We start from the raw sequence: 23,900 nt of genomic DNA, 5'->3' as shown, positions 1-23,900 counted from the left end.
TCGCGTCGCTTCCGGACGGCTGGCGCTCCGGCGGGGTGCGGGGATCGCTAGCGTGGCGGGGTGACCACCGACCCGCTCGCCCCGCTGCTCGCGCTCGCCGACATCGCGCCCGCCGTCGAGCGGGCCCGCGACCGGGTCGACCAGGCCCACCGGCACCGCGCGCTGCGCCGCCAGGGCGGCCAGGTCGCCGCCGAGGTCAGCCTCCGCTCGGCCGTGGCCAGCGCCGCGCTGGAGGGCCGGGTGCACGACCGCGAGGAGGTACGCGCGGGCACGGTCACCGATCCGGTGCTCCAGGGCGCGCTGCGGGTGGCCGGGGCGCTGCCCGGGCTGAGCGAACTCTGGCCGAAGGCGCCGCGCCAGGCGCTCGCCCGGCTGCACGTGCTCGCCGCCCGCGACGTCGTGGCCGAGGCGGAGCTGGGCCGCCCGGTGGCCGACCCGGTGGTGGCGTCCCGCCTCGACGGGCTGGCCGGGCTGGTGGCCGGGGGCACGAAGGTGCCGCCGCTGGTGCTGGCCGCCGTGGTGCACGGCGAGCTGCTGAACCTGCGCCCGTTCGCCGGCCCGTCCGGGGTGGTGGCGCGGGCCGCCGCCCGGCTGGTGCTGATCTCCACCGGCTTCGACCCGCGAGGGCTGGTCGCCGTCGACGTCGGCCACCGGGAGCGGGAACCCGAGTACGTCGGCGCGGCCGGCGCCTTCGCCACCGGCACCCCCGACGGGCTGCGCTCCTGGCTGCGCCACTACATGGCCGCCGTGGAGGTCGGCGCTGAGCAGATCACGCTCATCGGCGACGAGGTCCTCGCCGCGTCCTGAGCTTCTGCGCCGTGGACTCAGGCGGTGGGGGTGGCGGCGGCGCGGGTGCGGCGGTGCCGGCCGTACCAGGCGATGCCGATGGCGACGCCGACGCCCACGCCGAGGGCCGCTGCGGCGACCGGCACGGCCGGGCGCTCCCGCAGCCGCCGACCCAGCGGCACCGGGTGCCGGAACTCCAGCACCGGCCACGAGTTCTCCACAGCCAGCCGGCGCAGCGCCCGGTCCGGGTTGACCACGGTCGGGTGCCCCACGCACTCCAGCAGCGGGCGGTCGCTGTACGAGTCGGAGTAGGCGTAGGAGTCGGCGAGGTCGTAGCCGCGGGCCAGGGCCAGTTCGCCGACGGCGTCGACCTTGCGCGGGCCGGCCGCGTAGAACTCGACCTCGCCGCTGTAGCGGCCGTCCGCCACCGCCATCCGGGTGGCGATCACGTCGGTCACCCCGAGCAGCTCGCCGATGGGACGGACCATCTCCTCGCCCGAGGCGGAGACCAGCACCACGTCCCGCCCGGCGGCCTGGTGCTCCTCGATGAGGGCGGCGGCCTCGGCGTACACGTAGGGGTTGATCAGCTCGTGCAGCGTCTCCGCGACGATCTGGCGGACCTGTTCCACCGGCCAGCCCTTGCAGAGCGTGGCGAGGTAGTCCCGGGTGCGGGCCATGGTCTGCTCGTCGGTGCCGCCCAGCCGGAACATCAGCTGCGCGTACGCCGACTTGACCACGTCACGGCGAGTGATCAGCCCGTCCCGGTAGAACGGCCGACCGAACGCCAGTGCGCTCGACTTGGCGATGACGGTCTTGTCGAGATCGAAGAAAGCGGCACTCCGGCCCACGGCGCGAAAGTCTAGCCCGACGGGCCACGGTCGGCTGGTCCGGCGGGGGCTACGGGGGCGGCCAGTCGGGGGAGATGCACCCGGGGGAGTGACGGCTGTCACGCCCGTGGACCACAAATTAGCGTTGCGTGGAGTGAACACCACTCGACGTATAAGGGTCCATTGCGGCATGCTTGTGCTCGCGACGAGAGCACACGTCACGTCGACGCGAAGGCCCTCGGCGGTTGCACCCCCCGTGACCGCTGAGTGGGTTCGGCTCGACCCCCCCGGAGCCGAACCTCACGACGACCCCCGTCTCCCCCCGACGGGGGTCGTCCCTTTCTGGCAGCGATGCTCAAGGGGCGGCGGACTCTCCGCCAGCGCGCCCGCGGGTACGTCTGATGCTGGCGACCTCGCCCTTGATCGGCCACCAGTAGAAGGGAATGAACGCGGCGAGCACTGCTACGCCGAGAACGGGATGCCAGGCGCCCAGCGCGGTCCCTGCGGCGATCCACACGGGTGCCGGATGAAAGCGTCGGCTGATCGCCGCCGCGGTGGCCGAGTCGGTGGTCGCAGTCAGCAGGCGGCGGCCGCGCCGCGCATATTCCCAGATGACGTTGAACAGGATGGCCGCTCCTTCGTAGGAGATCCCGTAGAAGACGACGGCGGTTCGCTTTCCATGACCGGACTCGAACGCGCTGGCCAGCACGGCGGAGGCGAACGGAAGGAACGCGATCTGCACCAGGAGGAGGGTGTTGAAGAGCAATACCAGACGGTCTGCCGAGCGGATGTGGTCGAACATGACGTGGTGGTTCACCCACATCTGACCGATGAGCAGGAAGGTGATGAAGTACGCCGCATAGGAGGGCCAGAGTTCACGGAGGCCCTTCCACAGGTGTTCCGTGTCCTCGGGCGGGCGGATCTCCAGGACAAGCAGGGTGACGGCGATGGCAATGACCGCGTCACTGAACGTCACGACTCGACTGGGGTCTCGCTCGGCACCTACCGGAGTGCTGACTCGGTCCTCGTGGTCGCCGGTTGTCGAGTTGTTACGGGCCATGCGCTTCGCCCGATTGGTCAGGAGCCATCCGTCGCGCAGCGACGGCGGCTTTCCTACGAGCCACCTCGGGCCTCCTGCAACTGTGGGAACGGCTGACCAACCTGGCGGCCTTTCCCGCAGTTGCAGGAAGCAAACTCGCACTCGACCCGCCCTCGCCTGCCGCGGACGGGCGCTCGTCACTCGACGACGGCGAGGATGAACCCGCTACCCGTGACCATCGAGCGCACCCGGTCGATTCCCCAGACGGGTCTCGGGTCCTCCACCACACCGGGCCCGTCAGGGTCGGTGGAGGTGGCGCCCCACTCGAACATGGTGCCGTCGGCTCCGATCGCGTACTTGTTCGCGCCCAGCGATGACACCTGCACGATGTCGGTCAGACCGGCGACCGGTGTCGGGGCGTCCGGGTTCGCGCCGTTGAGACCCCAGCTCCACACGGTGCCGTCCCGGGCCACCGCCAGCCCTCCGTAACCGCCGTGGATCGCCTTCACCGGTGGCAGGTTGGCGATCCGTCGCGGAGAGGTGAGCAGGGCCGGTCCCTCCGGGCTGAACGTCCGGCCGTCCCAACCCCAGTACCACACCGACCCGTCGGCGGTCAGTGCCTGCGCCCCGTAGCCGGAGGCCGACACCGCGACCACGCCGGTGAGGCCGGGCACCGGCATCGGCACGGCGGAGTACACGCGGGTGCCGGTGCCGAGTTGCCCGGCGTCGCCGTCGCCCCAGGCCATCAGCGTCCCGTCGCTCTGCACCGCGAAGAACGTGTAGTCGGAAGCGGCCACCGCCACCGCGCCGGTGATCCCCTCCACCACCGTGGGCGTCATGTTCGAGTGCCAGGTGAGCACCGACCCGTCCCGGCGCAGCGCCAGGTTGTCGACATAGCCGCCGGTCACGGCGGCGGCGTTGGTCACGCCCTGCACCGGGACCGGAACCTGGGACTCGTTCGTGCCATCGGCGTACCGGCCCCAGCCGAGCACCGTCCCGTCGGCCTGAACGGCGTAGGAGGTCGCGTCGGCGGCGCCGAGAGCCACGCCGGGGACCCGGGAATCCTGGATCAGGAACGGGTACGGCAGGGTGCTGCCCGCCGTGCCCGTCTGGGTGTAGGTGTTCACCCCCCAGCCGACCCCGACCGGCCCGGGACCGGTCCGCACCTGGGACAGGACGGCGCCCGCCGGGATGCCGGCGAGGGCCGCGGAGCCGGCGTAGCTGACCGTGCCCGTCCCGGTGTGCAGGGCGCGCACGTGGATGGCGTCGAAGCGCAGTTCGGCACGACAACCGCGGCGACTGGAGCGGCTGATCTCCACTGTCAGGTCGGGACCGTTCGGGTAGATGATCATCGATTGGGCCTTGTCCGGTCCGAGCCGCAGCGTGTTGTTCTTGCTGCACTTGCCGATGTCCGTGACCGAGACGGTCTGCTGTATGCCGCCGGACACCCAGGCGAAGCCGGCGGAGAGCCGGAAGGTGACCGTGCCGGTGCCGATCTCGCCCGACGACACCTCGGTGATGACCGGGCCGTCGACCGCGCTGGGCGTGGCGACCAGGACGGGATCGGGCATCCCGACGACCGGGGTGGCCGCATAGGCGGGCGTGGCGATGGTGGCCGTACCCGCGACGAGACCGACGGTGAACAGGGCTGTCCTGGAGCGATGCATGGGTACCCCCGGAAGTTCGGTGAATGGTCCCGGTCTCGGACGCCAGGTGGGGTCCGGGAGGGCGGGCGGCCGGACCGTGGCGGGTCCGGCCGCCCGCGTCAGCGGTCGGGTCAGGACCTGGACAGGGTCACGATCGAGGTGTCGGAGACCGAGACGTACTGCTGGTACTCGCTGTCGTAGCCGGACGCCTCGGTGTTGACCTCGGCGGCGCCCTTGCCGAAGGGGGTGCTGCCGTTGGGGGTGGCCGAGGCCGTCCACGGCGCGGCGGCGCCCGGGGTGCAGCTGACCACAGCCGAGAAGTTGCCGCGGACCAGCACCTTCTTGACCACCTGGTCGACCACGCCGGTCAGCGTCACCGAGGTCGGCTGGTTGCAGGTCACCGTCCCGTGCACGACCGCCTTGCCGTTGATCGAGTTGGCGGTGCCGTCGGTGGCGACGCCGAGCTCCAGGTCGAGCGGTGCGGGCGCCGGCGGGTTGGCGATGTGCACCTCGCCCCGGGCCGCCGACTCGCCGCCCTCGCAGTGCTGCTCGAAGGTGGCGTCGAAGGTCTGCACGTATCCGTTCGGGCCGAACACCGCGTTGATGACCGTGAAGGTGCCGGTCAGCTCGTTGCAGCCGCGCCCGTTGCCGAACAGGCTGAGGCCGGGGCCGGCGCCGTTGAACGGGTAGCGGGTCGCGTTGTCGTAGGTGCCGGGGGTCAGCGGCTGGCTGCCCGGGGCGTCGAAATCGAGGTACCACCAGTCGCCGTTGTAGCCGTTGACGTCGATCGACACGTGGCTGGTGTCGGTCGACGCGTTCGTCGTGAGCTGGTCGCCGTTGTCGGTGGAGTACGCGTACGACCCGCCGCCGCTGATGTAGTCGCCGGGGTCTCCGCTGAAGGAGACCGAGCCGGACTCCACCGTCTGTGCCTGTGCCGGGGCGGCGGCGACGAGCCCGCCCAGCGCCCCCGTGATCGAAAGGCTGGCCGCGAGGGCCACCCTTCGCCAGGATCCCTGCATCCCCGTTCCTCTCTTCTGTGATTGGACAGCCGGGCGTCCCATCGCCCGAAAGTTGCTGTCAGTCAATTACCGCGGAAACGATCGACGTCGTTACATCGTGCCGACGGACCGGTACATAAAGGACGGTCGTGGATCACGGAGTGCGCTGAGCCGGCCATAGCAGATCAACTCCGGGACCGGCGGCTGTCCACAGCCGTCCTCGTCGTCCACAGCGGCACCCGACCGGGCGTCGGTGCGCCGGATCCGCCGGCAGGCTGCTCCGCGGCACGTCCGAGTCCGACCGCTGGAGGCCGCCATGCCGCCCCGTACCCCGCTGCCGCCGTACCGCCGGCTGCCCCTGCTCGTCACCGCCGACGGCGACCTCCTCGACGAGCTGCTGCGGCTCGCCGCAGCGGGCGGCACCGAGGTCGAGCTGGCCGCCGATCCCGCCGCCGCCCGGGCCCGCTGGACACCGGCGCCGCTCGTCCTGATCGGCGCCGACCAGGCGCAGGCCTGCCTCCGGGCCCGCCTGCCGCGCCGGCCCCGGACCGTGCTGGTGGGTCGCTCCGGCCAGCTCGATCCGGGCACGGAGATCGCCGAGCTGATCGGCGCCGAGCACGTCGCCACCCTGCCCGCGGCCGAGCCCTGGCTGGTCGACCGGTTCGCCGAGTGCGCGGGTGAGCTGCCCGGCGGCGGCCCGGCCCGCGTCGTCGCGGTGCTCGGCGGGCGGGGCGGCGCCGGGGCCAGCGTGCTGGCCGGGGGCCTCGCCGTCACCGCGGCCCGGGCCCGACTGCGCACCCTCCTGGTGGACGCCGACCCGCTCGGCGGCGGCCTCGATCTCGTGCTCGGCTGGGAGCAGCTCAAAGGGCTGCGCTGGCCCGGGCTGACCGGCACCGACGGCCGGGTGGACCCGCCGTCGCTGGTCCGGGCGCTGCCCAGCCGTGGCGATCTGGTCGTGCTCTCCTGGGACCGGGGCGCCCTGCGGCACCTGCCGGCCGAGGCGATGGCCGCCACCGTCGACGCCGCCCGCCGGGGCCGGGACATCGTCGTCCTCGACCTGCCCCGGCACCTGGACGACGCGGCCGTGGTCGCGTCCCGGGGGGCCGACCGGGCGCTGATCGTCGTACCGGCGGAGCTGCGGGCCACCGCCGCCGCGGCCCGGGTGGTCGCCGTGGCCGCTCCGCACTGCGCGGACCTGGCGGTGATCGTGCGGGGTCCCGCCCCGGGCCGGCTCAAGGCCGGCGAGGTGGCCCGCGCGCTCGGGCTGCCGCTCGCCGGCACGCTCCGGCCCGAGCCGGGGCTGTGCCGAGGGCTGGAACGCGGTGAGGCGCCGGCCGCCACGGGGAAGGGGCCACTGGCCCTGCTCTGCCAGCGCCTCCTCGCCGAGCTGACCGACGTGCCCGCGGCGGGTGCGGCGTGACCGGGCCGGCCGACTCCGGGGAGCTGGCCGTCCGCGTCCGGCACCGGTTCGCCGCCGAGGCCACCCCGGTCACTCCGGCGGCCATCGTCTCCGCCGTACGCGCCGAGCCGGACGCCGCCGTGCTCGGCGACACCGCCCTGCTGCGGATCGCCGACCGGGTCCACGACGACCTCGTCGGCGCCGGTCCGCTCGCACCGTTGCTGGCCGATCCGCAGGTCACCGACGTGCTGGTGAACGGCACCCGGGTCTGGGTCGACCGGGGACGGGGGCTGCACCAGGTGGCCGTGCCGCTCGGCACGGTCGACGACGTGCGGCGGCTGGCCCAGCGCCTCACCGCTGCGGCCGGGCGCCGGCTCGACGACGCCTCCCCATACGCCGACGCGCGGCTGCCCGACGGCACCCGGCTGCACGCCGTGCTGCCACCGGTGGCGACCGACGGGCCCTACCTGTCGCTGCGCACCTTCCGGCAGCGGCCGTTCACCCTCGACGAACTGGTCCGGCAGGGCACCGTGCCCCGGCCGGTCGCCCCGCTGCTCGCCGCTGTGGTGGCCGCCCGGTTGGCGTACCTGGTCACGGGCGGGACCGGCTCCGGCAAGACCACCCTGCTCAACACGCTGCTCGGGCTGGTGCCGGGGACCGAGCGGATCGTGCTGGTGGAGGACGCGGCCGAGCTGCGGCCCGTGCACCCGCACGTGATCGGCCTCCAGGCGCGGACGTCGAACGTGGAGGGCGCCGGGGCGGTCGGGCTGAGCGACCTGGTCCGGCAGGCGCTGCGGATGCGGCCGGACCGGCTGGTGGTGGGCGAGTGCCGGGGCGCCGAGGTGGTCGACCTGCTGGCCGCGTTGAACACCGGCCACGACGGCGGGGCCGGGACGCTGCACGCCAACGCCCCGACCGACGTACCGGCCCGCCTGGAGGCGCTCGGGATGCTCGGCGGGCTGCCCCGGGCCGCCCTGCACGCCCAGGTCGCCGCCGCGCTCCAGGTGCTCCTGCAGGTCCGGCGGACCACCGAGGGCCGGGTGCTGGAGTCGGTCGGCCTGCTCCTCCCCGAGGGACCCGACCGGGTGGTCACCGTGGTGCCCGCCTGGACACGCGGGCGCGGGCTGGGGCTCGCCGCCCGGCCGCTCGGCGCCCTGCTCCGCGAGCGGGGCGTGGCGGCGCCGCCGATCCTCTGCGCGGCGTGGCCCGGCTCGGCGGGCCCGTCGTGACCGGCCAGGTGTGGTTGGTGGCCGCGCTCCTGACCGGTGCCGCCGCGGCGGTCGCCTGGCCGGTACGCGCCGGCCGGGCCCGGCGGCACGCGGTTCTCGATCTGGGCAGACGCCCTGGTCAGGGCGGCACCCGGTCGGTGTGCGCCCGCCCCCGCGCGGGGCTCGGACCGGTGGTGCGGACGCCCCATCCCAGCGTCTTCCACCGGCCCGCCGCGCTGGTCGGACCTCCCGCCGACCGTCCCCCTCCGGGCCGCCCGCCGGGGCGGCGGGACTCGACCCGCCCGACATCCGGGCTCATCCCCACTGATCGTGAAACCCGGTCCAGGCGGTCAGCACCTCTGCTCCCCGCCGATCACGCGCCGGGGTCCGGGTTGGCCACCGCTGTGGTGCCCACCGGCCGCACGCTCCGGTTCCGGCTGGCCGCCGCCCGCACCACCGATCGAGGACTCCGGCTGGCCGCCGTCCTCCGGTCCTGGCGACCGGGTGCCGGCGCGCCCGCGTCCGACCCGGCGTCGGCCGGCCCGGTCGCTCGCGCGCCGCTGTCCGGTCGACCTGCCCTGCCGGCGGCGGCCGTGCTCGGCGCCGGGGCCGGAGCGCTGCTCGGCGGTCCGGTGGCCGCGGTGGTCCTGGCCGCCTACGGCACGCTCGCGGCACGGGCGGTGCTGCGCCGGCGGGCCCGCCAGGCGGCCGACCGGGCCCACCGCCACGACCTGGACCAGCTCGGCGCGCTCGCTGCCGACCTGCGGGCCGGACTGCCGGCCGGCGGCGCGATCGGCGACGGTCCCCGGCGCATCGCCCGGTTGGCGCGAGCCGCCGTGCGGCTGGCCGACCGCACCGGGGCGCCCCTCGCCGAGCTGCTCGAACGGGTCGAGGCCGATGCCCGGGCAGCGGACCGGGGGCTGGCCGCGGCTGCCGCGCAGGCGGCCGGCGCCCGGGCGACCGCCTGGCTGCTCGCCGCGCTGCCGCTCGGCGGGATCGGGTTGGGCTACGCCATCGGCGTCGACCCGGTGGCCGTGCTCCTGCACACCCCGGTCGGCGGCGGCAGCGCCGTCGCGGCCGTCGCGCTGCAGGTCGCCGGCCTCCTCTGGGCGGAGCGCCTCGGCGCACCCGCGCGGACCGCCTGATGTCGCGTCAGGTGGTGGCCGCGGCCTGCCTCGGCGGAGCGGCGTTGCTCCTGGTCGTGTCCGGGTCCGCCGCCGTCCGTCCGGCGCGGCGGCTACGCCACCTCCTGCCCACCCGGCCGGCGGAGCCGAGCCGCCCAGCCTGGTGGCCGGACCGGATCCGGCTCGGCGCGGGCCTGGCGGGAGTGGCGGCACTGGTCGTGGTGGGCGGCTGGCCGGGCCTGCTCGTCGGGGCGCTGACCGGGGTGGCCGCCGACCGCCTGCTGCGCCGGATCGAGCCGCGGGCCGTCCGCGACCGCCGACTCCGGGAGGCCGCCGACCTGCCCCTCGCCGCCGACCTGCTGGCCGCCGCGCTCCGGGCCGGCGCACCGGTGGACCGGTCGGTGCTCGCGGTCGCCGAGGCGCTCGGTGGACCGCTCGCCGACCGGCTCGGCCGGGTGGGGCGGACGCTGGAACTGGGTGGCACGCCGGCGGAGGCGTGGGACCACCTGCGACCCGTGACCGGAGCGGAGCGCCTGGCGACCGCCGCCATCCGCTCGTCGAACAGCGGCGCGGCGCTGGCGGGCGCGCTCACCCGGCTCGCCGACGACCTGCGCTCCGACGCCTCGACCGCGGCCGAGGCGGCCGCCCGGCGGGCCGGGGTGCTCATCGTGCTGCCGCTCGGGCTCTGTTTCCTGCCCGCCTTCATTCTCGCCGGTCTGGTGCCGGTGATCGTCGCCGTCCTCGGCGACGTGCTCTGAAACTCCGAGAAAGGAAGTACGACATGCGCAAACTCCTCACCCGCCTGCGCGGCGACGCCGGGATGAACACCGCCGAGTACGCCGTCGGCACCCTCGCCGCGGTCGCCTTCGCCGGGATCCTGCTGAAGGTGCTGACCTCCGGCAACGTGCAGTCCGCGCTCACCGCCGTCATCGACCGGGCCCTGAAGTGACCGGTCGCCGGTGGGCCGGCCGCCGGCCCGGTCCGGACCCGGGTCCCTCGTCCAGCGCGCCGACGCCCGGTCGCCGGCCCGGCCCGGCCCGCCGAGGCGCGCAGCCGGGACGGGCCGGCGGGCAGCGACCGTGGGGTGCGCGGGAGCGGGGCTCGTTCACGGCCGAGTTGGCGGCCGGCCTGCCGGCGCTGATGCTCCTTCTCTTCGCCGGTCTCACGGCGGTCGACGCGGTCACCACGCGGGCCGGCTGCCTGGACGCGGCCCGGGAGGCAGCGCTCGCCGCCGCCCGGGGCGAACCCGGGTCGGCGGCCGGCTCCCGGTACGCCCCGGCCGGCGCCGACGTCTCGGTGACCGTGGCCGGCGACCGGGTCACCGTGACCGTCCGGGCGCCGGTCCGGAGCTTCGGTGCCCGGCTGCCCCGGCTCGCCGTGTCGGGCACCGCGGTGGCCGCCGTCGAACCAGGCGCCCCCGGACCGCAACCGTGATCGGGCGCCACGCGGCCCGTCGAATGGTCGACGGGTGCGGACACCATGGCGCCGAGCGCGGTGGGGCGACCGTGTGCCTGCTCGCGGTGGGACTGGTGCTCGTGCTGGCCGGGCTCTTCGGTGCCGCGCTCGGCGCGGCCCGGTGCGCCCGTCACCAGGCCCGGAACGCCGCCGACTTCGCGGCTCTCGCGGGCGCCGGCCGGGCGCTCGAAGGCGCCGAGGCGGCGTGTGGCCGGGCCGCCGACCTGGCGACGGCCAACGGCGGCCGGCTGACGGCCTGCCGGCTCGACGGTCTCGACGTCGTCGTGACGACGGAGGTGAAGGTCGCGCCGCTGCCCGGGCTCGGCCGCGCGGCGACGGCCACCGCCCGGGCCGGCCCAACCCGAGGCTGAGACGCCCATCGCCTTTTCCCACGTCTCGTGTCCAGACGCTGCGACACTGGACCTGCAGCGATCCACCCCGGCCGTGCCGCACAGAAGGGGAGCCCGCTATGACCGACAGGTCTGGCGTAGAAGCCTGGATCCGGGCTTATGAATCTGCCTGGCGTACGGCGGGAACGGACCAGCTCGACCGGATCTTCACCACCGACGCCACCTATCAGATGTCGCCGTTCCAGGAGCCGCATCGGGGCCTCGACGCCATCCGCGTGCTGTGGGACGCCGAACGCGCCGGGCCGGACGAGGAATTCGAGATGGACTTCCAGATCGTCGCCGTCGACGACCCGCAGGCGGTCGTACGGCTGGAAGTGCGGTACGGCGCTCCTCGCTCCCAGTTGTTCCGCGATCTGTGGATCCTCACGTTCGCCCCGGACGGCCGGTGTCTCGCCTTCGAGGAATGGCCGTTCAGCCCCGGGCCTTCCGCGCCGCACCACACACCCTGACCCTGGGCGGACTGACGACCGGCCGCGGTGTCGGGGCGGAGGCGCGTACCGCCCCGACACCACCGCGAAAAGGTCGGTCAGCGTGCCTGGAGGGCGTCCAGGCCGACCGCCATGGCGATCACGAGTCGCCGGTCGATCTGCGGGTGGTGGATGTCGACGACGTACCGGTCGCGGAGGCCCCACTTCTTGTCGACCGAGAACACCGGCTGGCCGTTCGCCACGAAGTCGAAGTGGTAGGGCAGCCAGGAGAGCGAGTCGACGAAGCGGCGCAGCAGGGCCACCGGCAGGCTGCGCTCCTGCCCGGTGATCTGCGGCAGGCCGGCCTGCTCGACGTGCCAGGTGGAGCGCAGCAGCGACTGGGCGAAGTCCTTGCGGAACAGGCCGATCGGGGTGCCGGCGTGGTCGGTCACGTCGTAGGTGGCGCCGAGGTCGAGGCGCTGCCGGGCCTTGAAGCCGAGCAGGGGGTACTGCTTGGAGTCGTCGGTGTAGATGGTCACCTGCTCCTTGAACGCGAGCCGCTTCTGCTGCGCGAACGCGAGCAGCCCACCCTCGGAGCCGTCCGGCGCCACGGAGTGGACCTCGTACTGGTTGACCATCATCCGGATCCGCTGGCGGACGATGAACCGCTGCTGGGCCTGCAAGCTGTCGAGCTGCATCTGATCTCCTTGAAGAGGTGAACGCCGGAGTTTCGCACAGCCCGACCGTCACCGTCCGCCCGCTGGCGGCGCGTTCCGACCGGTGATCCGATCGACGGCCGTCAGCTCGCCGCCTGGGCAGGTCAACGACCGCCGTCGACGGTCGCCTTCATGGCCCAGGCGTTGAGCACCTGGTGGATGCCGCGCAGCCGCTCGTTGATCTGCTCCAGGCGCTCCGCCTGGGCCAGGCCGGCCAGCGCGGCGCCCAGCGCGATCTGCTGGTCGGGGGTGAGGTTCTCCTGGTCGATCGTGTAGAGCAGGTCGACGGTCTCGGCGATCGTGTCGGCCACGGCGGTACCTCCGGCGCGAAGAAGCTCGGGGATATGGAAGCGCTCCCATGCACCAATGCCCCGATGCCGCCCCACTCATGCACCCGTCCCACCAACCAGGAGGTCAGTCCGCGGCCCGGCCCTCCTGGCGGGGCAGCGCCGCCCCGCGCCCGCCCTCGACGGCCGCCAGGTTGGCGAGGACCACGTCGAGGACCTTGACCGCGTCCGGCTTGGAGAGCGGGTTGTTGCCGTTGCCGCACTTCGGGGACTGGACGCAGGACGGGCACCCGGACTCGCACCCGCACTCGGCGATCGCGTCCCGGGTGGCGCGCAGCCAGGCGGCGGCCGTCCCGTACGCCCGCTCGGCGAAGCCCGCCCCGCCCGGGTGGCCGTCGTAGACGAAGACGGTCGGCGCCTCGGTGTCCGGGTGCAGGGCGGTGGAGAGCCCGCCGATGTCCCACCGGTCGCAGGTCGCCATCAGCGGCAGCAGGCCGATGGCGGCGTGCTCGGCGGCGTGCAGCGCCCCCGGGATGTCCGCCGCCTCGACGCCGGCAAGAGCCAGCGACTCCGGCGAGAGGGTGAACCAGACGGCGACGGTGCGCAGTTCCCGCGCCGGCAGGTCCAGCGGCCGGGTGTCGATCACCTCGCCGGTGGCGATCCGCCGCCGCTGGTAGGACACCACCTGGCTGGTCACGTCCACCTCGCCGAGGAAGAGCCCGACCGGCCCGGCGTCCACGTAGGAGCGGACGGACACCACGGACAGGGAGGTGACGTCCCGGGCGTGGGTGGACCAGTCCGGCTCCTCGGCGTGCACCAGTGCGCACCCGTCGGCCAGGTCGAGCGAGTCGACCACGTACGAGACGCCCTGATGGAGGTAGACCGCCCCGGAGTGGAGCAGGAAGTGGGAGGAGCCGCCGTCGACGGTGCCGAGCAGCCGGCCGGTGGACTCCTCCACCACGCAGACCGGCGCGCCGTCCTCGCCGCGCAGGTCGACCTCGGGGCGTTCCCGGTGCCGCCAATACCAGCCGGTGGGCCGCTGCCGCAGCGCCCCCGCCTCGACCAGCGAGTCGACCGTCTCCTTCGCGCCCTCGCCGAAGAGTTCCAGGTCGGCCGGGGTGAGCGGGGCCTCATGCGCGGCGCAGGCGAGCTGCGGCGCGAGCACGTAGGGGTTGGCCGGGTCGAGCACGGTCGCCTCGACTGGCCGTCCGAAAAGCGCCTCCGGGTGGTGCACCAGGTAGGTGTCGAGCGGGTCGTCCCGGGCCACCAGCACCGCGAGCGCCTCGTCGCCGGAGCGGCCGGCCCGGCCGGCCTGCTGCCACAGCGAGGCGCGGGTGCCCGGCCAGCCGCAGATCAGCACGGCGTCCAGCCCGACCAGGTCGACGCCGAGTTCCAGGGCGTTGGTCGAGGCGAGCCCGAGCAGGTCGCCGGTGAGCAGCGCGCGTTCCAGCTCGCGGCGCTCCTCGCGCAGGTAGCCGGCCCGGTAGGCGGCCACCCGGTCGCCCAGGCCGGGCACCGCCTCGTCGAGCGCCCGCCGGGCGTTCGCGGCGACCACCTCGGCGCCGCGCCGGGACCGGACGAAGGCGAGCGTGCGTACCCCCTCGATCACGCTGTCGGCGAGCAGGTCGGCGGTCTCCCGCAGCGCCGAGCGCCGGACCTGGAGAAGGTCGGCGTCGGGGGAGGGTGCGTCGGAGGAGGGCAGCAGCGGCGGTTCCCAGAGCGCGAAGGTCACCCCGCCGCGCGGCGAGGTGTCCTCGGTGACGGCCGCGACGGGCAGGCCGGTGAGCCGCCCAGCCGCCGTCGCCGGGTCGCCCGACGTGGCGGAGGCCAGCACGAAGACGGGGGTACGCCCGTAGCGCGCGCACTGCCGGCGCAGCCGCCGCAGCACGTGCGCCACGTGCGAACCGAACACGCCCCGGTAGGTGTGGCACTCGTCGACCACCACGTAGGCGAGCCGGCGCAGGAAGCCCGACCAGTGCGCGTGCCCGGGCAGGATGCCGTGGTGCAGCATGTCGGGGTTGGTCAGCACGAACCGGGAGTGCCGGCGGATCCACTCCCGCTCGGCGCGCGGCGTGTCCCCGTCGTAGGTGGCGGGGCGTACGCCCTCCAGTTCCAGGCCGGCGACGGCGCGGAGCTGGTCGGCGGCGAGCGCCTTGGTCGGGGCCAGGTAGAGCACCGTGGCGCGCGGGTCGGCGAGCAGGGTGCCCAGCGCCGGGAGCTGGTACGCCAGCGACTTGCCGGACGCCGTGCCGGTGGCCACCACCACGTGCTTCCCCGCGTACGCCAGCTCGGCGGCCTCGGCCTGGTGCCGCCACGGGGCGACCACGCCGCGCCGCGCGAACGCCGCCCGCAGGTCGTCGGGCGCCCAGCCCGGCCACGGCGCCGGCTCGCCGGCCCGGGCCGGCACCCGCTCGACGTGGGTGACCGGGTCGGCGGCGTGCCGCAGGCGCAGCCGGCGGAGCAGCTCACCCGGCGACCGGCCGGGCCCGCTACCCGCCGATACGGTGGCCGGTGACGTCACGTCCTGCACTCTCGCACTGGTGTTCGGAATTGGAAACCCGGGGGCGGGGGTATGGGGAAGGCTTCGCCGGTGACCCCGAAGGGGTCACGCGGGGGGATGGTTAGATGCCCAGGAGAGCTTACCGAGGAGGGACCGATGGAGCTGTCGCTGGCGACCCGCACCGTGGGGGAGCACACGGTGCTCGAGGTCGGCGGTGAGGTGGACGTCTACACCGCGCCGCGCCTGCGGGAACGGCTCCTGGAGCTGATCGACGGTGGTGCCCGCCGGGTCGTGGTCGACCTGGGCCGGGTGGACTTCCTCGACTCGACCGGTCTCGGCGTGTTGGTCGGCGCGCTCAAGCGGCTCCGCTCGGCCGGCGGTTCCTTCGCGCTGGTCTGCGACAAGGAGCCGCTGCTCAAGATCTTCCGGATCACCGCGCTGGACCAGGTCTTCCCGTTGCATCCCACGGTCGACGCGGCGATCAACGCCGACCCGACCGGCGCCGGCGCGTGATGGCGACCGTCAAGCTCTCCTTCTCGCCGGCCCCGGTGCACGTCCGCACCGCCCGCCTGGTCGGCGTCGCGGTGGCCCGCCGGGCCGGGGTACGCGAGGACCTGCTCGACGAGGTGCGCCTTGCCATCGGTGAGGCGTGCACCCGGGCGGTCGCGCTGCACCGGCAGTACGGGCTGCCCGACCCCGTCTACGTGGAGATGTCCGACAGCGGGGCGTACATGGTGCGGGTGGTCGACCGTGCCCCCATCGAGGCGAGCGTCGGGCTCGCCGCGCTGCCCCCGGACGAGTTGGCGAAGGAGTCGCTCAGCGAGGACGCGCTGACCACCGGGGTGGGCTTCGCCCTGCTCGCGGGCTTCGTCGAGGACCTGCAGGTCCGCCCGGTCGACGAGGGCGTCGGCACCGAGGTCCGGATGGTGTGGCCGGTCGGCCGCGCCTGACCCCGCTCCACCGCAGGCCGCGTTCCCCTCGGGGAGCGCGGCCTCGTCGTGCTGCCCGGCCCTTATATCAGATTTCTTCGCATAGCACAGTTACGAAGATCATCAGGCCACGGTGCCCCCTGCCTGTGACCCTCACCACGTCGGAGGGCTACAGTACCCGGGTTGTCAGCAAGTGACCTGTCCCGCAGCCAGCGGGAATGGGTGTTCATCGCTGGTCCGCCGGGGTGGGTTGGCGCGCGCTTGCGAGTCCGCATCCAGGCGTCGGTCCGTGCGTCTCCACTGGCCGGCGCGAGTTGTTCGGTACAGGAGGACATAGATGTCCGGGACCTTGGCCGCCGACGGCGGCGCACTGTCCCTTACCGGAGCCAACGTGACGTACGTCGTCATCGCCGCGGTCATCGCGCTGGTGGCGCTCGTCTTCGCGGCCGCCCTCACCAGGGCGGTCCTGGCGGCCGGTACGGGAACCACCAACATGCAGGAGATTTCCGGGGCGGTGCAGGAGGGCGCGTCCGCGTACCTGCTGCGGCAGTTCCGCACCCTGGCGATCTTCGTGGTGATCGCCGTCGTGCTGCTGTTCCTGCTGCCGGTGCACGACACCGACGGCAGCGAGATCCTCGTGAAGATCGGCCGGTCGGCGTTCTTCGTGGTGGGCGCGCTGTTCAGCGCGTTCATCGGCGGCGCCGGCATGTGGCTGGCCACCCGCGCCAACCTGCGGGTCGCCGCGGCCGCCCGGGAGCGGGAAGGTGGGCGCGAGGGCGCCATGAAGATCGCCTTCCGCACCGGTGGCGTGGTCGGCTTCCTCACCGTCGGCCTCGGCCTGTTCGGTGCGGCGCTGGTCGTGCTGATCTTCCGAGGCGACGCCCCGACCGTGCTGGAGGGCTTCGGCTTCGGTGCCGCGCTGCTCGCCATGTTCATGCGGGTCGGCGGCGGCATCTTCACCAAGGCCGCCGACGTCGGCGCCGACCTCGTCGGCAAGGTCGAGCAGGGCATCCCGGAGGACGACCCGCGCAACGCCGCCACCATCGCCGACAACGTGGGTGACAACGTCGGTGACTGCGCCGGCATGGCCGCCGACCTCTTCGAGTCGTACGCGGTCACCCTGGTCGCCGCGCTGATCCTGGGCCGCGCCGCGTTCGGCGAGACCGGCCTGGTCTTTCCGCTGATCATCTCCACCATCGGCGTGCTGGTCGCGATCGTGGGCGTCTTCATCACCCGGCTGCGCACCACGGACCGCAACGGTCTGACCGCGATCAACCGGGCCTTCTACCTCTCCGCGGTGATCGCCGCGGTGCTGGTGGCGATCGCCGCGTTCGCCTACCTGCCGGCGACCTTCGGTGAGCTGGAGGGCGGCCTCACCGACGTCGACCGCAACCCGCGTCTGGTGGCCATCGGCGCGGTGGTCATCGGCATCGTGCTGGCCGCCGCGATCCAGGCGCTCACCGGCTACTTCACCGAGACCAACCGGCGCCCGGTGCAGGACATCGGCAAGAGCTCGCAGACCGGCGCGGCCACCGTCATCCTGGCCGGCATCAGCGTCGGCCTGGAGTCGGCGGTCTACTCGGCGCTGCTGATCGGCGCCGGCGTCTTCGGCGCGTTCCTGCTCGGCGGCAGCTCCATCACGCTGTCGCTGTTCGCGGTGGCGCTGGCCGGCACCGGCCTGCTCACCACCGTCGGCGTCATCGTCGCCATGGACACCTTCGGCCCGATCTCCGACAACGCCCAGGGCGTGGCCGAGATGTCCGGCGACATCGACGAGCACGGCGCGCGGACGCTGACCGAGCTGGACGCCGTCGGCAACACCACCAAGGCGATCACCAAGGGCATCGCGATCGCCACCGCGGTGCTGGCGGCGACCGCGCTGTTCGGCTCGTACACCGACACGCTGCGCTCCTCGTACGAGGACGCGGGCGTGGGCGACGTCGGCGCCGAGATCCTCAACTCGCTGAACGTGGCGAACCCGCGCAACCTGGTCGGCCTCATCATCGGCGCGGCGGTGGTCTTCCTCTTCTCCGGCCTGGCCATCAACGCGGTCTCCCGCTCGGCCGGCGCCGTGGTCATGGAGGTCCGCCGGCAGTTCCGCGAGCTGCCCGGCATCATGGACCGCACCCAGCGCCCCGAGTACGGCAAGGTCGTCGACATCTGCACCCGGGACGCGCAGCGCGAGCTGATGACCCCCGGCCTGCTGGCCATCCTGGCCCCGATCGCGGTCGGCTTCGGCCTCGGCCCGGGCGCGCTGGCCTCGTACCTGGCCGGTGCGATCGGCGCGGGCACCCTGATGGCGGTCTTCCTGGCCAACTCCGGTGGCGCCTGGGACAACGGCAAGAAGCTGGTGGAAGACGGCGCTTACGGCGGCAAGGGCTCCGAGTCGCACGCCGCGACCGTCATCGGCGACACCGTCGGCGACCCGTTCAAGGACACCGCCGGCCCGGCGATCAACCCGCTGATCAAGGTGATGAACCTGGTCTCGCTGCTGATCGCCCCGGCCGTGGTGGCCTGGAGCGTGGGCGACGACAAGAACCCCGCGCTGCGGATCGCGATCGCCGTGGTGGCCGCCCTGGTCATCGTGGCGGCGGTGGTGTTCAGCAAGCGCAAGGGCGTGGCCATGGCGGACTCCGACACCGGTGCCGGCACCCCGGACCAGCACCCGGAGACGGTCAGCGCCTGACCCGGACGACGCGACGGTTCCCGGTCGGCCTCGGCCGGCCGGGAACCGTGCCGTCCGGCGGTCCCGTGCACGAAACCTGACCGGTGGCACTTCCACCGCAAGGTCGTACGCTGCTTCGCATGCGCACGCGCCGGGCGGCAACCGCCGGAAAGCTCACGGTGGTCCTGGCCACGCTGGTCCTCGTCGTCGCCGGCTGCGGCGGCCCCAGTCCGCAGGCCTGGGCAGCGTCGGTCTGTCAGGCGCTCAGCCCGTGGCGCGCCGAGATCAACAAGTTGACCAGCAGCACCCAGCAGCAGATGACCGCGCAGACCACCCCGGCGCAGGCCAAGGAGAATCTGGTCCGGCTCTTCGCCGGGGCCGAGCAGGCCAGCGAGACCGCCCGGCGCAAAGTCGAGGAGGCGGGCGTGCCGGAGACCGACCACGGCAAGGAGATCTCCGCCGGCTTCCGCGCCTCGCTCAGCAAGGTGCGGGACGCGTACGGGCGGGCCCGGGACACCATCGACCGGCTGGACACCGCCCAGGCCGGCCCCTTCTACGACGGGGTGCGGGCCGCCGTGGACACGCTCAACAAGGAGTACGACGCGAGCGCGCTGGACACCAGCAGACTCAACTCGCCCGAGCTCAAAGAGGCCTTCGACGAGGTCCCGGAGTGTCGCTGACCCCTCCCTCCCAGAACCCGGCCCGCCAGCCCTCGCTGTTCTCCACCGAGGCGGCCGATCCGTCGCTGGCGGACCTCGCCGGCCTGCTCGCCGGCCCCGGGGAGGTGGTCCGGATGGGCGGGACGGCCCGGGTCTCCGTGGTGGTGAACGCCGCCTGGCGGGTGCACGTGCTGGTGGCCGAGCTGGGCGCCCGGGGGGTCCCGGCGAGCTGGGAGCCGACCGGGGACGGGCGGCACCTGGTGCGCACCGCGTACGCCACCACGCTGGCCCCGCTCGCCCTGGCCTGGTTGCGCGGCGCGGTGAAGCGGCCCCCGCGGGCGTTCCACCTCAACGGGCGGCGGCTGCGGCTCTGGCTCGCCGCCGCGGGGGCGGCCGACCCGGCCGGGTTCCGGCTCCGGCTCGGACCGGCCGACGAGGAGTGCTGGCCGCCGGTGCGGGCCGCGCTGGCCGCCGTGGGGTTGCCGGCCGCGTTCGTGGAGGCGGACGAGGGCGGGCCGGCGTACCGGATCACCGGCCGGCGGCGGATGGCCCGGCTGGCGGAGCTGGTGGGGGACCGGCCGCGGGCCGTGCCGGCGGCCGAGTGGCCGGGGACGCACGACTGACCTTCCGGCGCAACCCCACCGGCTGTCCGATCCCGGACACGCCGTGCGGAGGTTTGCGCAGGAAAACGACCGGTGTCCCCTCCGCCATGGGTGCGTGATCGTCACAGTCACCCGCTCGGCGCCCTACCCGCGGTGTACGGTGGCGCCGTCCGGCGGGGTGCCGGCCGATGGTCGACGCAACCTGATCATTTGCCGCCCACGAAACCCGGAACGCGGACGGCGCGTTACGTTGGACATCCGGACCGCCGATGGTCCGGCAAGGTGAAACACGGCCCGAAGCGGGCATTGCGTAGGAGTGAGGTCGGGGAGAGACGTGCCGAGCAACGCTGGAACCACCCGTCTGGTCATCGTCGAGTCACCGGCGAAGGCCAAGACGATCTCGGGCTATCTCGGCCCGGGGTACGTCGTGGAGGCCAGCTTCGGCCACGTCCGGGACCTGCCCCGCAACGCAGCCGAGATCCCGGCCGCCTACGAGGACAAGCCCTGGGCCCGGCTCGGTGTGGACGTGGACAACGGCTTCGCCGCGCTCTACGTGGTCTCCGCCGACCGGAAGAAGCAGATCACCAAGCTGAAGTCGCTGGCCAAGGAGGTGGACGAGATCTTCCTCGCCACCGACGAGGACCGCGAGGGCGAGGCGATCGCCTGGCACCTGGTGGAGACGCTCAAGCCCAAGGTGCCGGTCAAGCGGATGGTCTTCCACGAGATCACCAAGCCGGCCATCCAGGCCGCGGTCGCCAACCCGCGGGAGATCGACCGCGACCTGGTCGACGCCCAGGAGGCCCGGCGCATCCTCGACCGGCTCTACGGCTACGAGGTCTCCCCGGTGCTCTGGCGCAAGGTCCGCAGCGGCCTCTCCGCCGGCCGGGTGCAGTCCGTGGCGACCCGGATCGTGGTCGAGCGGGAGCGGCAGCGGATGGCGTTCCGCACCGCCGAGTACTGGGACATCCTGGCCACCCTCGCGGTGGCGAACCCTGGTGAGGGGCCGCGCACCTTCAACGCCACCCTGATCGCGCTGAACGGCGACCGGATCGCCACCGGCAAGGACTTCGAGCCGACCACGGGCCGGGTCCGTCCCGGCGCCGGCGTGGTGCACCTGGACGAGGGCGGGGCCCGGGGGCTGGCCGCCCGGCTGGACGGGCGGCCGTTCACGGTCACCCGGGTCGAGGAGAAGCCCTACCGCCGCCGCCCGTACGCGCCGTTCATCACCTCCACGCTTCAGCAGGAGGCGGCCCGCAAGCTGCGGTTCTCGTCGCAGCAGACGATGCGCACCGCGCAGCGGCTCTACGAGAACGGCTACATCACCTACATGCGTACCGACTCGGTGAACCTGTCGGAGACCGCCATCTCGGCGGCCCGCCGGCAGATCGTCGAGCTCTACGGCGAGCGCAGCGTGCCGCCGGAGCCGCGCCGCTACACCGGCAAGGTGAAGAACGCGCAGGAGGCGCACGAGGCGATCCGCCCGGCGGGGGACAACTTCCGCACCCCGGGCGAGGTGGCCAAGGAGCTGTCCGCCGAGGAGTTCAAGCTCTACGAGCTGATCTGGCGGCGCACCATCGCCTCGCAGATGACCGACGCGGTCGGCTCCAGCGTGTCGGTGCGCATCCGGGCGCTCTCCTCCGCGAGCGAGGAGGCCGACTTCGGCGCGACCGGCAAGACCATCACCGACCCCGGCTTCCTGCGGGCCTACGTCGAGTCGAGCGACGACGAGAACGCCGAGGCCGAGGACGCCGAGCGGCGGCTGCCCACCCTGACCAAGGACCAGCCGCTGACCGCCGACGAGCTGGCCGCCCAGGGCCACCACACCCAGCCGCCCGCCCGCTACACGGAGGCGTCGCTGGTCAAGGCCCTGGAGGAGCTGGGCATCGGACGCCCGTCGACCTACGCGTCGATCATGCAGACCATCCAGGACCGCGGGTACGTCTTCAAGCGCGGCCAGGCCATGATCCCGTCGTTCCTGGCGTTCGCGGTGATCGGGCTGCTGGAGCGGCACTACCCGCGCCTGATCGACTACGACTTCACCGCCAGCATGGAGAACGAGCTGGACGAGATCGCCGGCGGTGACCACGCCGCCGTCGACTTCCTCACCTCGTTCTACTTCGGCAGCGCCAACGGCACCGGCGACCAGGCCATCGCCCACGCGGGCGGGCTGAAGAAGCTGGTCACCGAGAACCTCAGCGACATCGACGCGCGCAGCGTCAACTCGATCCCGCTCTTCACCGACGACGACGGTCGCGAGGTCGTCGTCCGGGTCGGCCGCTACGGGCCGTACCTCCAGCGGGCGCTGCCGGGCGAGCAGCCGGCGCCCCCCGCGGAGGGCGAGGAGGGCGGCGCCCAGGGCGACCGGGCGCCGATCCCCGAGGGGCTGGCACCCGACGAGCTGACCCCGGAGAAGGTGCACGAGCTGTTCCTCGGCGGCGGGGGCGAGCGCAAGCTCGGCGACGACCCGGCCACCGGCGAGCCGATCCTGCTGAAGTCCGGCCGGTTCGGCCCGTACGTGGCCAGCGGCGAGCGGAAGTCCTCGCTGCTGCGCTCGCAGTCGCCGGACAGCCTCACCCTCGACCAGGCGTTGCAGCTGCTCAGCCTGCCCCGGCTGATCGGCAGCGACCCCGAGGGCAACGAGGTGGTGGCCAACAACGGCCGCTACGGCCCGTACGTCAAGCGCGGTGACGAGTTCCGCTCGCTGGACTCGGAAGACAAGATGTTCACCGTCACGCTGGACGAGGCGCTCGCCCTGCTGGCCGCCCCGAAGACCCGGCAGCGCCGCGCCGCCGCGCCGCCGCTGCGGGAGATGGGCAACGACCCGCTCACCGAGAAGCCGCTGGTCATCAAGGACGGGCGATTCGGCCCGTACGTCACGGACGGGGAGACCAACGCCTCGCTGCGGCGCGCCCAGACCCCGGAGGCGCTGACCCTCGAGGAGGCCTCCGAGATGCTCGCCGAGAAGCGGGCGAAGGGTCCGGCGCCGAAGAAGAAGGCGGCGAAGAAGGCCGCCCCGGCCAAGAAGACGACTGCGGCCAAGAAGACTGCGGCCGCCAAGTCCACCACCGCCAAGAAGACCACCACCGCCAAGACCACCGCGACCAAGAAGGCCCCAGCCAAAAAGGCGACCCCCCCGAAGAAGGCCACCACCTCTCCGGAGTAGGTCGCCCTTCCTCGAGATCTTGGAAGGAAAGGGCCCTCCTGGGGGCCACTTCCTTCCAAGATCTTTTCTTTGTCCACAGGGGCGGCGGAGATAGGCGCGCCGGGGGCAGGTTGGTGGGGTGGGGACTTCCTGGGCGGAGTTGCGGCGGGCGGTGCCGGGAGCTGACGCTGACGAGCTGACCTGGTTGCTCTTCCGGCAGGACGACGTGATCAGCCTCGGGCAGGCGCGGGAGCACCTGACCCGCAAGGCGATCCGGCACCGAGTGGCGACCGGTCGCTGGCGTCAGGCGCACCGTGGGGTCCTGGTCGCGCACAACGGCCCGATCGCCCCGGCCCAGCTGCGGTGGATCGCCGTGCTGGCCGCCGGTCCCACCGCGCTGCTGGGCGGGCTCACCGCCGCTCAGGCGGGCGGGCTGCGCGGGTTCCCTGACCGGGTCGTGCACCTGCTGCTACCGGCGGCCCGTCGTCGTGCCCCGCTGCCGACGGGTGTTCGGGCGCACCGGACGACCCACCTACCCGACCGGGATGTGGTGCTGCTCGGGCAGCCACCCCGGACGGCGGCCGCCCGGTCGATCGTCGACGCGGCCCAGTGGGCGCTCACCGACGGGCAGGCCCGGGCCGTCGTCGCGGCGGCCTTCCAGCAGCGGCTGGTCGGCGGTGACGACCTGCACGAGGTCGTCGACCGGATGCCGCGCCTCCGCCGGCGCCGGCTGATTCTGACCACCGCGACCGACGCCGCCGGTGGCGCGCACTCGCTGGGTGAGCTGGACCTGCTGAGCCTGGTCCGCCGGGCGGGGCTCCCGGAACCGACACGTCAGCAGGTCCGGCGGGATGCGACCGGCCGGCGTCGGTACCTGGACGCGTACTTCGAGGAGTGGCGGGTGCACGTCGAGGTCGACGGTGGCCAGCATCTCGACCCCGCCCACGCCTGGGCCGACATGCGTCGGCAGAACGACCTCTGGGTGGAGGGCGACCGCGTCCTCCGGTTTCCCTCCTGGGCCCTGCGCGCAGCCCCCGAGGCGGTCGTCGCCCAACTCCGCGCCGCCCTCCGTGCCGCCGGCTGGCGGGGCTGACGGCTCGC

General features: G+C 73.7%; 22 protein-coding genes and 1 pseudogene. 16 read left to right on the top strand and 7 right to left on the bottom strand.

Annotation, left to right across the window (positions count from 1 at the left end):
- Positions 1–60: 60 nt before the first annotated feature.
- Complete coding sequence (locus ABZV78_RS08570) at positions 61–807, top strand: oxidoreductase (RefSeq protein ID WP_355636626.1); 747 nt, start codon at positions 61–63, stop codon at positions 805–807.
- A 17-nt stretch (positions 808–824) separates the two neighbouring features.
- Here ABZV78_RS08570 and ABZV78_RS08565 read toward each other — a convergent pair whose 3' ends face one another.
- The 4 genes from ABZV78_RS08565 to ABZV78_RS08550 form a co-directional block, all read right to left on the bottom strand.
- On the bottom strand, positions 825–1,634 hold the full coding sequence (locus ABZV78_RS08565) for an HAD-IB family hydrolase (RefSeq protein ID WP_355636624.1): 810 nt from the start codon (positions 1,632–1,634) through the stop codon (positions 825–827).
- Between the two features lie 334 nt (positions 1,635–1,968).
- Positions 1,969–2,589 carry a TMEM175 family protein gene (locus ABZV78_RS08560; protein ID WP_355636622.1) on the bottom strand — a complete coding sequence of 207 codons (621 nt, stop codon included), beginning with the start codon at positions 2,587–2,589 and terminating at the stop codon, positions 1,969–1,971.
- A gap of 260 nt (positions 2,590–2,849) precedes the next feature.
- Positions 2,850–4,319: a hypothetical protein gene (locus ABZV78_RS08555; RefSeq protein WP_355636620.1), complete on the bottom strand. Its 1,470-nt coding sequence runs from the start codon at positions 4,317–4,319 to the stop codon at positions 2,850–2,852.
- 110 nt (positions 4,320–4,429) lie between these two features.
- Complete coding sequence (locus ABZV78_RS08550; RefSeq protein ID WP_355636618.1) at positions 4,430–5,317, bottom strand: hypothetical protein; 888 nt, start codon at positions 5,315–5,317, stop codon at positions 4,430–4,432.
- 295 nt (positions 5,318–5,612) lie between these two features.
- On the opposite strand from ABZV78_RS08550, the gene ssd reads away from it, so the two are divergent.
- From ssd to ABZV78_RS08510, 8 genes and pseudogenes are all read left to right on the top strand, one after another.
- A complete protein-coding gene (ssd, locus tag ABZV78_RS08545) occupies positions 5,613–6,716 on the top strand; it encodes a septum site-determining protein Ssd (RefSeq protein WP_355636616.1) in 1,104 nt (367 codons plus the stop codon).
- A complete protein-coding gene (locus tag ABZV78_RS08540; RefSeq protein ID WP_355636614.1) occupies positions 6,713–7,924 on the top strand; it encodes a TadA family conjugal transfer-associated ATPase in 1,212 nt (403 codons plus the stop codon). Before ssd ends, ABZV78_RS08540 begins: the two co-directional genes overlap by 4 nt.
- 515 nt (positions 7,925–8,439) lie before the next feature.
- Positions 8,440–9,048, top strand: a pseudogene (locus ABZV78_RS08535) (hypothetical protein); the annotation flags it as partial.
- Positions 9,048–9,785 carry a type II secretion system F family protein gene (locus tag ABZV78_RS08530; RefSeq protein WP_355636612.1) on the top strand — a complete coding sequence of 246 codons (738 nt, stop codon included), beginning with the start codon at positions 9,048–9,050 and terminating at the stop codon, positions 9,783–9,785. The pseudogene ABZV78_RS08535 and the gene ABZV78_RS08530, both read left to right, overlap by 1 nt.
- A 23-nt stretch (positions 9,786–9,808) precedes the next feature.
- Positions 9,809–9,976, top strand: a complete 168-nt coding sequence (locus ABZV78_RS08525) for a DUF4244 domain-containing protein (RefSeq protein ID WP_013283643.1) — start codon at positions 9,809–9,811, stop codon at positions 9,974–9,976.
- Positions 9,977–10,143: 167 nt separating this feature from the next.
- On the top strand, positions 10,144–10,461 hold the full coding sequence (locus ABZV78_RS08520; RefSeq protein ID WP_355636650.1) for a TadE family type IV pilus minor pilin: 318 nt from the start codon (positions 10,144–10,146) through the stop codon (positions 10,459–10,461).
- A gap of 23 nt (positions 10,462–10,484) precedes the next feature.
- A complete protein-coding gene (locus ABZV78_RS08515) occupies positions 10,485–10,853 on the top strand; it encodes an Rv3654c family TadE-like protein (protein ID WP_355636648.1) in 369 nt (122 codons plus the stop codon).
- Between the two features lie 98 nt (positions 10,854–10,951).
- Entirely contained in the window at positions 10,952–11,341 is a 390-nt protein-coding gene (locus ABZV78_RS08510; protein WP_355636610.1) for a nuclear transport factor 2 family protein, read from the top strand.
- Positions 11,342–11,418: 77 nt separating this feature from the next.
- Here ABZV78_RS08510 and ABZV78_RS08505 read toward each other — a convergent pair whose 3' ends face one another.
- The 3 genes from ABZV78_RS08505 to ABZV78_RS08495 all read right to left on the bottom strand — a co-directional run bounded on the left by ABZV78_RS08505 (position 11,419) and on the right by ABZV78_RS08495 (position 14,823).
- Positions 11,419–11,997 (bottom strand): hypothetical protein, encoded by a 579-nt coding sequence (locus ABZV78_RS08505; RefSeq protein WP_355636608.1) that lies wholly within the window; start codon positions 11,995–11,997, stop codon positions 11,419–11,421.
- 122 nt (positions 11,998–12,119) lie between these two features.
- Positions 12,120–12,326 (bottom strand): hypothetical protein, encoded by a 207-nt coding sequence (locus ABZV78_RS08500; protein ID WP_091315198.1) that lies wholly within the window; start codon positions 12,324–12,326, stop codon positions 12,120–12,122.
- 103 nt (positions 12,327–12,429) lie between these two features.
- Complete coding sequence (locus ABZV78_RS08495) at positions 12,430–14,823, bottom strand: DEAD/DEAH box helicase (protein ID WP_355636606.1); 2,394 nt, start codon at positions 14,821–14,823, stop codon at positions 12,430–12,432.
- Between the two features lie 135 nt (positions 14,824–14,958).
- Here ABZV78_RS08495 and ABZV78_RS08490 point away from each other — a divergent pair, with 135 nt between their 5' ends.
- The 7 genes from ABZV78_RS08490 to ABZV78_RS08460 all read left to right on the top strand — a co-directional run bounded on the left by ABZV78_RS08490 (position 14,959) and on the right by ABZV78_RS08460 (position 23,892).
- Positions 14,959–15,315: an STAS domain-containing protein gene (locus tag ABZV78_RS08490; protein WP_151462042.1), complete on the top strand. Its 357-nt coding sequence runs from the start codon at positions 14,959–14,961 to the stop codon at positions 15,313–15,315.
- Positions 15,312–15,752, top strand: coding sequence for an ATP-binding protein (locus ABZV78_RS08485; RefSeq protein ID WP_355636604.1), 441 nt, complete (start codon positions 15,312–15,314; stop codon positions 15,750–15,752). Before ABZV78_RS08490 ends, ABZV78_RS08485 begins: the two co-directional genes overlap by 4 nt.
- A 316-nt stretch (positions 15,753–16,068) precedes the next feature.
- Complete coding sequence (locus tag ABZV78_RS08480; protein ID WP_355636602.1) at positions 16,069–18,417, top strand: sodium-translocating pyrophosphatase; 2,349 nt, start codon at positions 16,069–16,071, stop codon at positions 18,415–18,417.
- A gap of 119 nt (positions 18,418–18,536) precedes the next feature.
- The gene (locus ABZV78_RS08475; RefSeq protein WP_355636600.1) at positions 18,537–19,076 is read left to right on the top strand and encodes a hypothetical protein; all 540 of its coding nucleotides are present in this window, start codon (positions 18,537–18,539) and stop codon (positions 19,074–19,076) included.
- Positions 19,067–19,678 (top strand): hypothetical protein, encoded by a 612-nt coding sequence (locus ABZV78_RS08470; RefSeq protein WP_355636598.1) that lies wholly within the window; start codon positions 19,067–19,069, stop codon positions 19,676–19,678. Before ABZV78_RS08475 ends, ABZV78_RS08470 begins: the two co-directional genes overlap by 10 nt.
- A gap of 313 nt (positions 19,679–19,991) precedes the next feature.
- On the top strand, positions 19,992–22,820 hold the full coding sequence (gene topA / locus ABZV78_RS08465) for a type I DNA topoisomerase (protein WP_355636596.1): 2,829 nt from the start codon (positions 19,992–19,994) through the stop codon (positions 22,818–22,820).
- Positions 22,821–22,938: 118 nt separating this feature from the next.
- Positions 22,939–23,892: a DUF559 domain-containing protein gene (locus ABZV78_RS08460; protein ID WP_355636594.1), complete on the top strand. Its 954-nt coding sequence runs from the start codon at positions 22,939–22,941 to the stop codon at positions 23,890–23,892.
- The last annotated feature ends 8 nt before the right edge of the window (positions 23,893–23,900 follow it).

It is taken from the genome of Micromonospora sp. NPDC004540 (genome assembly GCF_040610095.1).
Taxonomy (GTDB): domain Bacteria; phylum Actinomycetota; class Actinomycetes; order Mycobacteriales; family Micromonosporaceae; genus Micromonospora.
This window is presented reverse-complemented; position numbering and strand designations above follow the sequence as displayed.

Bases quoted from the DNA above. Each gene is read 5' to 3' on its own strand.
- ABZV78_RS08505 (WP_355636608.1), bottom strand. From the start codon at position 11,997: ATGCAGCTCGACAGCTTGCAGGCCCAGCAGCGGTTCATCGTCCGCCAG.
- ABZV78_RS08490 (WP_151462042.1), top strand. From the start codon at position 14,959: ATGGAGCTGTCGCTGGCGACCCGCACCGTGGGGGAGCACACGGTGCTC.
- ABZV78_RS08480 (WP_355636602.1), top strand. From the start codon at position 16,069: ATGTCCGGGACCTTGGCCGCCGACGGCGGCGCACTGTCCCTTACCGGA.
- ABZV78_RS08555 (WP_355636620.1), bottom strand. From the start codon at position 4,319: ATGCATCGCTCCAGGACAGCCCTGTTCACCGTCGGTCTCGTCGCGGGT.
- ABZV78_RS08525 (WP_013283643.1), top strand. From the start codon at position 9,809: ATGCGCAAACTCCTCACCCGCCTGCGCGGCGACGCCGGGATGAACACC.
- ABZV78_RS08515 (WP_355636648.1), top strand. From the start codon at position 10,485: ATGGTCGACGGGTGCGGACACCATGGCGCCGAGCGCGGTGGGGCGACC.
- ABZV78_RS08510 (WP_355636610.1), top strand. From the start codon at position 10,952: ATGACCGACAGGTCTGGCGTAGAAGCCTGGATCCGGGCTTATGAATCT.
- ABZV78_RS08550 (WP_355636618.1), bottom strand. From the start codon at position 5,317: ATGCAGGGATCCTGGCGAAGGGTGGCCCTCGCGGCCAGCCTTTCGATC.
- ABZV78_RS08475 (WP_355636600.1), top strand. From the start codon at position 18,537: ATGCGCACGCGCCGGGCGGCAACCGCCGGAAAGCTCACGGTGGTCCTG.
- ABZV78_RS08530 (WP_355636612.1), top strand. From the start codon at position 9,048: ATGTCGCGTCAGGTGGTGGCCGCGGCCTGCCTCGGCGGAGCGGCGTTG.
- ssd (WP_355636616.1), top strand. From the start codon at position 5,613: ATGCCGCCCCGTACCCCGCTGCCGCCGTACCGCCGGCTGCCCCTGCTC.